General features: G+C 69.0%; 9 protein-coding genes. 4 read left to right on the top strand and 5 right to left on the bottom strand.

Annotated elements, in window-relative coordinates; genetic code table 11:
• Positions 1-436 precede the first annotated feature (436 nt).
• The 3 genes from tyrS to EBN03_RS24535 form a co-directional block, all read right to left on the bottom strand.
• Complete coding sequence (gene tyrS, locus EBN03_RS24545) at positions 437-1,729, bottom strand: tyrosine--tRNA ligase (RefSeq protein WP_407671229.1); 1,293 nt, start codon at positions 1,727-1,729, stop codon at positions 437-439.
• Positions 1,730-1,861: 132 nt separating this feature from the next.
• Positions 1,862-3,325, bottom strand: a complete 1,464-nt coding sequence (locus tag EBN03_RS35605; protein WP_122190471.1) for an Ig-like domain-containing protein — start codon at positions 3,323-3,325, stop codon at positions 1,862-1,864.
• A gap of 260 nt (positions 3,326-3,585) precedes the next feature.
• Positions 3,586-3,993 (bottom strand): DoxX family protein, encoded by a 408-nt coding sequence (locus tag EBN03_RS24535; protein WP_122190470.1) that lies wholly within the window; start codon positions 3,991-3,993, stop codon positions 3,586-3,588.
• 393 nt (positions 3,994-4,386) lie between these two features.
• Here EBN03_RS24535 and EBN03_RS24530 point away from each other — a divergent pair, with 393 nt between their 5' ends.
• Positions 4,387-5,184, top strand: a complete 798-nt coding sequence (locus EBN03_RS24530; RefSeq protein ID WP_122190469.1) for an SGNH/GDSL hydrolase family protein — start codon at positions 4,387-4,389, stop codon at positions 5,182-5,184.
• Positions 5,185-5,205: 21 nt separating this feature from the next.
• Here the strand turns inward: EBN03_RS24530 and EBN03_RS24525 are convergent, their stop codons facing one another.
• Positions 5,206-5,850, bottom strand: coding sequence for a DNA-3-methyladenine glycosylase (locus tag EBN03_RS24525; RefSeq protein ID WP_233608603.1), 645 nt, complete (start codon positions 5,848-5,850; stop codon positions 5,206-5,208).
• A gap of 116 nt (positions 5,851-5,966) precedes the next feature.
• Complete coding sequence (locus EBN03_RS24520) at positions 5,967-7,145, bottom strand: low temperature requirement protein A (protein ID WP_233608600.1); 1,179 nt, start codon at positions 7,143-7,145, stop codon at positions 5,967-5,969.
• 102 nt (positions 7,146-7,247) lie between these two features.
• Here EBN03_RS24520 and EBN03_RS24515 point away from each other — a divergent pair, with 102 nt between their 5' ends.
• Genes EBN03_RS24515 through EBN03_RS24505 form a run of 3 tightly spaced genes read left to right on the top strand, consistent with a single transcriptional unit; the run spans position 7,248 to position 9,375 of the window.
• The gene (locus tag EBN03_RS24515; RefSeq protein WP_122190466.1) at positions 7,248-7,979 is read left to right on the top strand and encodes an ABC transporter ATP-binding protein; all 732 of its coding nucleotides are present in this window, start codon (positions 7,248-7,250) and stop codon (positions 7,977-7,979) included.
• A complete protein-coding gene (locus EBN03_RS24510; RefSeq protein ID WP_122190465.1) occupies positions 7,976-8,746 on the top strand; it encodes an ABC transporter permease in 771 nt (256 codons plus the stop codon). The genes EBN03_RS24515 and EBN03_RS24510 overlap by 4 nt, the downstream gene beginning before the upstream one ends.
• Positions 8,743-9,375, top strand: coding sequence for a TetR/AcrR family transcriptional regulator (locus EBN03_RS24505; protein WP_122190464.1), 633 nt, complete (start codon positions 8,743-8,745; stop codon positions 9,373-9,375). The genes EBN03_RS24510 and EBN03_RS24505 overlap by 4 nt, the downstream gene beginning before the upstream one ends.
• Positions 9,376-9,425 lie beyond the last annotated feature (50 nt).

Raw genomic sequence — 9,425 nt, 5'->3', positions numbered from 1 at the left:
ACGCCAGCAAAAGTATTTGCTGACTAAATGTCCGACACCCTCACGGGGGTGAAAGGTATCGGAACCAATAAATTATTGGCACTGACATTCATCGACACACTGTTGAGTTCTCAAAGAACACACGCACGAACCTTCCGACCAGATTTTTCTGATCTTCTGGAGAGGCGCAGGTTGTCCATCCTAGCTCACCGGTCATGCAGAGTCAAGCTCTGTAACCAGGGCCATACTGGCGGTCAGGCGCTCCCCGTCCTACCTCGTTTCCCTGGCCGCTGTGGGCTCCGGGTCGGTGTCCGTGTCGCTCTGACTTGGATAAAGTTACGCGGCGGATAACTGAACGTCAAATCGCCATGTCGCCGAGCGTCGTCGCAGGTCAGGCGGACCGGTTTCGGCGCCCCGGCGAGCTGGGCCGCGCGAATGTGGCCCAGCTCACCGTCATTCAGCGATCCGCGCGACGCACGCCGGCGAAGTTCTTCTTCCCGCGACGCACTACCAGCCAGCGTCCGTGCAGGTAGTCGCTGTCGGCCGGCACCCACTCGGGGTCGGAAACTCGCACGTTGTTCACCGCGGCGCCACCCTCGTTCACCGCGCGCCGTGCCGCACCCCGGCTCTCGGACAGGCCGGCGTCCACCAGCAGGTCCACGATGGTCGCGCCCGGGGCGGCGGTCGCGATCTCGCCGTCGACCGCGGTCTCGGCCAGGGCCGCCGCCAGCGTCGACTCGTCCAGATCCCGCAGTTCGCCGCGGCCGAACAGCGCCTGGCTGGCCAACTGGACAGCCGCAGTATTTGCCTCGCCGTGCACCAGCGTGGTCATCTCCGCCGCCAGGCGGCGCTGCGCCTCCCGGGCGAACGGCCGCTCCTCGGTCGCCTTCTGCAACTCGTCGAGTTCCTCGCGGCTGAGGAAGGTGAACCAGCGCAGGTAGCGCATGACATCGGCGTCGCCGGTGTTCACGAAGTACTGGTACCAGGCGTACGGGCTGGTCAGCTCCGGGTCCAGCCACAGGCTGCCGCCACCGGTGGACTTGCCGAACTTCTTGCCGTCGGCCGAGGTCACCAGCGGCACGGTCAGGGCGTGCACGTGGGCACCGTCGACACGGCGGTTCAGCTCCACCCCGGCGATGATGTTGCCCCACTGGTCGGATCCGCCGACCTGCAGCGTGCAGCCGTGCCGGCGGTGCAGCTGCAGGTAGTCGTTGGCCTGCAGCAGCATGTAGCTGAACTCGGTGTAGGAGATGCCCTCCCCCTCCAGCCGCCGCTTGACGGTGTCGCGGGCCAGCATCACATTCACCGAGAAGTGCTTGCCGACGTCACGCAGGAAGTCGACGGCCGACAGCGGACCGGTCCAGTCCATGTTGTTCACGATGATCGCGCCGGTGGCCGAGTCGTCGAGGTCGACGAAACGCTCCAGCTGCCCGCGGATCCGCTGCGCCCAGTCGGCGACGGTGTCGGTCGAGTTCATGGTCCGCTCACCGACGTCACGTGGATCGCCGATCAGCCCGGTCGCACCACCGGCGAGCACGATCGGCCGGTGGCCGGCGCGCTGGAATCGCCGCAGCGCCAACAGCGGAACGAGATGACCGGCGTGCAGGCTGGCCGCGGTCGGGTCGAAACCGGCGTACAGGGTGATCGGGCCCTTCGCCGCTTCGGCCCGCAGGGCATCCAGATCGGTGGACTGCGCGATCAGTCCACGCCAGGTCAGTTCCTCGAAGATGTCGACGCTCACGCTGTCCATCCTGACGCACCCGGTCAACCGGATAACACGCAGGTGCCCGCGCTCGACGGCGGAATTCCGCGGCGGTATGCGGACGCCGAACGCCCCGGTGACCTGGATGGTCACCGGGGCGAGGAGAGGATGCGGTAGCGGTTACTTCCCGCCGCTCAGGCTGCCGAGGCCGGCGAAGGAACCGGTGCCGCCCGTGCCGCCGCCGACCACCACCGAGGTGCGGTCGGACGAGGCGTTCACCGTGCCCGCGCCGGAGTACTCGGCGGAGACGGTGCGCTGGCCCGCGGTGGCCGGCGTCCACTGCAGGGTAGCGGTGCCGTCGGAACCGACCGTGGCGGTGCCGATCACCGTGCCGCCGTCCTTGAAGGTGACGGTGCCGCCGGCGGACGCCGGGGAGACCGTCGCGGTCAGGGTGGTGGCGGCACCGACCTGGGCGCCGGAGACCGCGGCCAGGGTGGTGGTCGAGGCGGTCGCGCCCGAGGGCGCGTCGGCCACCGACACTGTGACGGTGGTGGTGGATCCGGTGACACCGTCCCGGCCGGAGAAGGTCGCGGTCAGGGTGTGCGCGCCGGACGTGGCGGGAGTCCACTGATAGGCCGCGTGACCCTGGGCGTCGACCGGGATCGTGGCGAGACTGGTTGTGCCGTCGAGCAATTCGACGGTGCCGCCGGCCGCGGCCGGGGATACGGTGGCCGTGACGGTGGAGGCGCGGCCGACCTGTGCGTCGGACACCGGGGCCAGGGCGACCGTCGAGGTGGCGTTCTGGTCGGCGACCTGTACGGCCACCGCGGCGGACTGAGAGCCGGTGGCACTCGCGCTGTCCGGATACTTGGCCGTCAGGGAGTGAGCGCCCTTCACCGTCGGCGTCCACTGGGCGGTCGCGGTGCCGGTGGCGTCGAGGGTGCCGGAGCCGATCTGCGCGGTGCCGTCGAAGAAGTTGACCGGGTCACCCGCCGATCCACCGGTGACGGTGGCGGTCAGCGTGGCCGCCTGCCCGACCCGCGCGTCGGTGACCGGCGCCAACGAGGTGGTCGAGGTGCTCTTGCCGACCGTGATCGACGGACCCTTCGTCGGGTACAGGCCCGAGCCGAGCGACCCACCGTAGTCCATGCCGGTGGTCAGGGCGGTTCCCCGGGCACAGTCGTGGCCGACCTTGTACTGCACGGAGAAGACCGGGGACTGATGGGCGAGCGGCCGATTCATCACCGGCCAGTTGGTAGCGCTGAACGAGACGCGGACGTAGCCACCGCCGTTGCCCTCGTCGGCCACGACCTCCGGGTTCGCGTACGGGTAGTCGGTGGTGCCGTTGCTCATCTTCGCGGAGCCGTCGACATAGGTCATGCAGGCCGGATGCCGGTCCTTGATGTTGTAGATGTACTCGTCGACGATGCTGTTGCGGGCGAACTGGGTCGACACGGTGACAGTTTCGCCCTCGGCCGGAGACACATCGCTGATCGTCCGCGTGAATTGCGACGAGCCGTCGGTCCAGGTGATCGACCCGGACGCGGCGGCAGCCGAACCGGCCCCGAGGGCGGCCAACGCCCCCAAGGCGGACGTGGCGGCCGCACAGACGGCGACGCTGCGGGCGATTGCTCGATATGCCATGACTTTTCCTTGCTACCGACAAGTGATTCGGAGAAGGATGGTAAGGACGGCCCGACAGGTCTGGGAAACAACGAATTTCGATGAACCGACAAGCGAAAGTTGTAATTGCCGGTCACGCAAGTGAAGCGGGCCGAAAAGCCGATACCCAGTCACAATTGTATTGCAATGCACCCATTTTGGCACGTCGGCCGGATACCAGGACCCCCGAACGCGCGAGTGCCGCCGCCGGCTACCGGCGACGGCACTCGTCCCGACGGACCTCAGCGCCGGACACCGGCCCCGCGCTGGGTACCGATCCACGCGAACACCACGGCCAGGACCAGCGGGAAGATGCTCATCCCCGGCGCGTTCAGGACGAAGGCCTGGGTGGCGGCGGCGCACACCATGACGATGGCGAGTCCGTATGCGGCGAGACCGCTCAGCCGCGGCACCATCAGGCCGATACCGCCGGAGACCTCGACGATTCCGGTGAAGTAGCGGAACCAGTCGCCGAACCCGATCTCGTGGAACACCTTGACGGCGGTGTCCTCGCCGAGCAGCTTCGGCAGGCCGGAGGCGATCACGAAGAACAGCCCGAGCAGGATCTGCAGGGTCCACAGCACCCGGTTGCGGGTGCGGCCCGGACGCGCGGCAGCGGGGGTGGCGACGGTGGAGGTAATGGCGGTCATGGCGATCTCCTTGCGGTGATTCGGTACGGGTTGCAGCGCGCTTACCGGTATGACGGCACCCGTCCCGCGAATTCATCGCCGCACCGGAGAAAAATTCTCCGGCGCGATCACGGGTGGGTCGGCGCACTCACCACAAGGTCGAACGGCGGCCGCCCGCATCGACATTCGCGCCGAGATTCCCGCCGGTCGGCACCGGACAGCGCGCGGGCTCGGATCCGGTACTCGCCCGAGCGGCGATAGCGCAGCGGTACAGCGTCGCACACCGATCCTCGAGTGACCCGGATAGCTCGAACCGAATCCCGGCAACCGAAATGAACGACTCGAATTCAGCACTCGCATCGAGTCACTCGGCTAGGTTGTGCCGCTGTCCGTTCGATGCAAAAGAGGCTTCACATGCGATTTCCTCGATCCGCCGCACTAGCCGGCGCCCTGCCCATCGCGGCCGGGATCCTCCTCACCGGCGCTGCCACGGCGGCGCCGGCGAGCGTCAACTACGCCGCGCTCGGCGACTCCTACTCGGCCGGTGTCGGCGGCGGCGACTACCTCATGGCCAGCGGCGACTGCCAGCGCAGCCCGAATTCCTACGCGCAGTTGTGGGCCGACAGCCACCACCCGGCCTCGTTCGACTTCGAAGCCTGCTCGGGGGCCACGACCGCGGACGTGATCGCGAATCAGCTCGGCGGTCTCAACGCGAACACCTCGCTCGTGACGATCACCATCGGCGGCAACGATGTCGGTTTCGCCGACGTCATCGAAACCTGCAGCATCTGGTCACAGGCCACCTGCCTCGACGCGATCGCCCAGGCCGACGCCCAGGTATCGACCACGCTGGCCGGCAAGCTGGACAAGGCGTATGCCGCGATCAAGGCACACGCACCGAACGCGCGTCTGGTCGTTCTGGGCTATCCGCATGTCGAAACCAGCGACGCCGAGGCCTACTGCTGGATCTACGCCGACTCCCGGGCAGCGCTCAATGCGGCAGCCGACCACATCGACGCCGTGATCCAGGCCCGGGCGACAGCCGCCGGAGCGACCTATGTGGACACTCGGCCGTATTTCGCGGGGCACGAGGTGTGCACCGACGTGCCGTGGATCCACACCGTCGACGCGGCGACCTCGGATTCCTACCACCCGACGGCGGACGGTTACGCCTATGCCGACTACCCCGCGCTGGTGAGCGTCACCGGCTGACCGCGGCCGTCCGGCGCCCCGTCAGTCCGAGGCGCCGGGTTCCGGGGCGCGCGGGCTGCGCTTGTAGGCCGAGACGGCGGGCGAGCCGGGGAGCCACAGGCGCCACGGGCGGTCGGCGGCGTCACTGACGCCGACGCGTGGGCCGGCGCGGACCTGGTCCGGCCCCACCGGGTCGGCCAGTTCCAGGCGGATCGGGCCGCCGTCGAACAGGTCGATTCCGTAGTCGCCCAGGGTGATTCCCAGCGCGCTGCCCAGATTGCCCGGCCCGCGGGCGAATTCGGCGGGGCGGCGGGCAGCGGGGCGGCGTTCACGGACCGCGTCCGCACCGGCGATCACCTCCCCTGCGCGGATCAGGACGGCGCTGGCCGTACCGTCCGGGCCGGTCGTCACATTGAGGCAGGTGTGCATGCCGTAGCTGAGATAGACATAGAGGTGGCCGGGCGGGCCGAACATGACCGTGTTGCGAGCGGTGCGGCCGCGCCCGGAATGCGACGCCGCGTCCGGCCAGGACCCGGCCGGGTCGCCGCCGTAGGCTTCGACTTCCACGATTCGTACCCCGACCGGGCCCGCCCACAGGGTCGCCCCGAGCACCCGCGCGGCGGCGGTGACGGGGTCGGTGGTGAGCTGCGCGGCGGCCGCCCGGCCGGCCGGTCCACGCGGCGCCACGGTCGAAACCCGTTCGGTCAGCTGCTGTTTCACCGTCCGCTCCGCTGTTCGGCGGGGCACGCGTTCGGGCGGGAACCGCCCCGCCGATGGTTGTCCGGTTCCACGCGTCGCCATGGTCAGTGCACGACCCGACGGGAGTTGTCGAGGTAGTGGCCGGCGGTGCCGGCACGCAGGCTGAGGAGGTCGTCGGCGATGACCGATCCGTAGCCGACCACCAGGACCAGGGACAGCTGCACCCAGGCCGGCCAGTAGACACCGGAGGGTGCCGTGGCGAGCACGGCGGCGGCGCCGAGCAACCGGATCCACGGGCGTGGCAGGCCGAGCACGGTACGGAACGCCGCCTGGCCGGTGAAGAACAGCGCCACGCCGCCGGAGAGAGCCAGCGCCATAGCCCAGGTTTCGCGGCGGGCACTGTGCGCGATGGCCTCGTTCATTCCGGCCGCGGCGAGGATGATGCCGATCAGCATCGGGTACAGGCAGTACCCGTAGGACAGCGCCGCCGTTCGGGAGCGCCGCGTACCCGGGACCGCTTCGAGTGCCTGCTCGCCGCGTTCGTCGTCCATCCCGAAGTAGGCCCACCACAGCGCGTAGGCCAGTGTCAGCCCGAGCACGACCCGCACGACCAGGCCGACCGTGATGGGTTCGCCGACCAGACCGCTGCCGATCGCGACCACCGACTCGCCGACCGCGATGATCAGAACCAGTCCGTGGCGTTCGCAGAAATGACTGGTGCGGACGATGAATCCGCCCGCGTCGAACAGGTACGGCGTCACGATCTGCAGGATCAGCGCCGTGAGCCAGAACAGTTCCCGCGGTGCGCTGTCGAAGAATCCGCCCGCCATGACGATCAGGGCGGTGGCGAGGTTCAGTGGCGCCAGGCGCAGCATCGACCGGGTGGCCTGCGCGCCGCCGGCGACCCAGAACATCGTCGTGTGCACCACCGTGACCAGCAGGTACGCCAGGCCGAAGGCCACGCCCGAGCCGCCGAACGCGTCCGGGACGGCCAGCGACAGCAGGAAGAAGCCGAGCATGCCGACCAGCAGGCCGGTGCGGCTGGCCGAGCTGGTGGGCGCGACTTCGTTGGTGAGCCAGACGAATCCGCTGTACATCCACCAGGTGATCGCGAACACCAGCGCTACCTTGCCCAGCGCGGACCAGCCGGCGTGCGCGGCGAAGGTGTGGGTCAGCTGGGTGATGGTGAAGACGAACACCAGGTCGAAGAACAGTTCCAGGGTCGAAACACGGATCTGGCCGCCCATGTCCGATTCGGCGTCGCTGGGCATATCACTGCTCACGGGCCGAGCTTAGTGGGCGCGAGCGCGAGCTCTTGTGCCCGGCGGTGACAAGGTCCATAATTCATCACATAGTGAATTCAACACTCGATGAATCGAGGGCCCATGACCGCATCCGAGACCGCGGCGGCGATCGAGGTCGCCCACCTGCGGGTACGCCGCGGCGGGCGCGACGTCCTGCACGACGTGTCGCTGTCGATTCCGCGCGGACAGATCACCGGGCTGCTCGGCCCGTCCGGCTGCGGCAAGACCACGCTCATGCGCTGCCTGGTCGGCACCCAGCTCGTCGCCGCCGGTGACGTCCGGGTCCTCGGCCGGCCCGCCGGCGCCAAGGAACTGCGCTCGCGCGTCGGGTACGTCACGCAGGCGCCGAGCATCTACGACGACCTCACCGTCACCGACAACGTCGGCTATTTCGGTGCGCTGTACGGACGTTCGGCCGCCGACGTGGCCGCCGCGATCGACAGCGTCGGACTCACCCCGCACGCGCGGCAGCGCGGCGAACAACTCTCCGGCGGCCAGCGCACCCGCGCGTCGCTGGCCTGCGCACTGGTCGCCGACCCGGAGGTCCTCGTCCTCGACGAACCCACCGTCGGACTCGATCCCGTACTGCGCGTGGAACTCTGGGCCCAGTTCCGGTCCCTCGCCGACCAGGGACGCACCCTGGTGGTGTCCAGTCACGTGATGGACGAGGCCGAGCACTGCGCGCAACTGCTGCTGATGCGGGACGGACGGCTGCTCGCTCAGCTCAGCCCCGCCGAACTCCGCGCCGAGACCAGCGAAACCAGCCTCGAGAACGCGTTCCTCGCGCTGATCCGGAAGGAAGCCTCGCAATGAGCACGATCGCCCCGCCGCTGCGCTGCTACACCGCCACCACCGTGCGCATCCTGCGCCAGCTGCGCGCCGACCACCGCACCGTCGCCATGCTGCTGCTGGTTCCCACGCTGCTGCTCACACTCATCTACTTCGTCTACCGCGACACCCCGACCCCGCCGGGCGTGCCGACCATGTTCGACCGGATCGGGGTCAGCATGCTCGGGATCCTGCCGTTCATCGTGATGTTCCTGATCACCGCCATCGCCATGCAGCGCGAACGCACCTCGGGCACGCTGGAACGGCTGATGACCACGCCGCTGTCGAAGGGCGATCTGCTCGGCGGGTACGGCACCGCGTTCTCGGTCGCCGCGGCCGCGCAGGCCGGGCTGGCCTGCCTGGTGGCGTTCGGGCTGCTCGGCATGACCACCCGCGGCAGTGTGTGGCTGGTGGTGCTGATCGCAGTCGTGGACGCGGTGCTCGGCGTGGCACTGGGTCTGCTCGCGAGCGCCTTCGCCCGCACCGAATTCCAGGCGGTGCAGTTCATGCCCGTCATCGTCGGCCCACAGTTCTTCCTGTGCGGTCTGCTCGTGCCGCGGGATCAGCTGCCGCACTGGCTGCACCTGATCAGCGACGTCCTGCCGCTGAGCTATGCCGTCGACGCGCTCGAACAGGTGTCCCGCAATACCGGCGCGACCGGGCGGATGTGGCTCGATATCGTGGTCGTCGCCGGATTCGCCACTGTCGCACTGGCGCTCGGCGCGGCCACCCTGCGGCGGCGCACGGCGTGACCGAGCCGACGCGGACCGGGCGGCGGCCCGGCACCTCGAGTACCCGGGAGGCGATCCTCACCGCCGCCCGGGAACGCTTCGCCGAGGTCGGTTTCGACAAGGCGTCGATCCGGTCCATCGCGTCCGCCGCGGGCGTGGATCCGGCGCTGGTCCACCACTATTTCGGTACGAAGCAGCAATTGCTCACGGCCGCACTGGATCTGCCGATCGACCCGGAGGCGATCCTGGCGACGTTGGCCGCGGTTCCCGACGAGCTGCTGGGCGAGACCGTGGTCCGGTTGATCGTCGGGATCTGGGATTCGCCGGTGGGTGTGCGGGCGGTCGCCGCGTTCCGGGCCATCCTCAGCAGTGCCGACCCGTCGCTGGCCCGGTCGTTCCTGCTGGAGGTTCCGTTGCGCGCCATCCGCGACCGCGCCGACAACCCGCCCGGCACCGGCGCGACCCGGGCGGCACTGGTCGGTTCGCAGATGGGCGGGCTGCTGCTGGCCCGCAAGGTGCTCGAACTCGAACCACTGGCGTCGATGCCGGTGGACGAGCTCGCGGACCTGGTCGGCCCGACCCTGCAGCGCTACCTCACCGGCGAGCTCGCGGCGCCGGTGGCCGGTGGTGCGGCGAGCCCCCAGAAATAGGGGCATGCGGAAGTGGCACGGCTTCATGAACAATTCGGTTCATCAATCTG

This window comes from Nocardia stercoris (assembly GCF_003696265.1).
Taxonomy (GTDB): Bacteria; Actinomycetota; Actinomycetes; order Mycobacteriales; family Mycobacteriaceae; genus Nocardia; species Nocardia stercoris.
This window is presented reverse-complemented; position numbering and strand designations above follow the sequence as displayed.

What these genes read in the sequence shown, in the direction of transcription:
- EBN03_RS35605 (WP_122190471.1), bottom strand. Translation starts at nt 3,325, where the DNA reads ATGGCATATCGAGCAATCGCCCGCAGCGTCGCCGTCTGTGCGGCCGCC.
- EBN03_RS24510 (WP_122190465.1), top strand. Translation starts at nt 7,976, where the DNA reads ATGAGCACGATCGCCCCGCCGCTGCGCTGCTACACCGCCACCACCGTG.
- tyrS (WP_407671229.1), bottom strand. Translation starts at nt 1,729, where the DNA reads ATGGACAGCGTGAGCGTCGACATCTTCGAGGAACTGACCTGGCGTGGA.
- EBN03_RS24515 (WP_122190466.1), top strand. Translation starts at nt 7,248, where the DNA reads ATGACCGCATCCGAGACCGCGGCGGCGATCGAGGTCGCCCACCTGCGG.
- EBN03_RS24535 (WP_122190470.1), bottom strand. Translation starts at nt 3,993, where the DNA reads ATGACCGCCATTACCTCCACCGTCGCCACCCCCGCTGCCGCGCGTCCG.
- EBN03_RS24530 (WP_122190469.1), top strand. Translation starts at nt 4,387, where the DNA reads ATGCGATTTCCTCGATCCGCCGCACTAGCCGGCGCCCTGCCCATCGCG.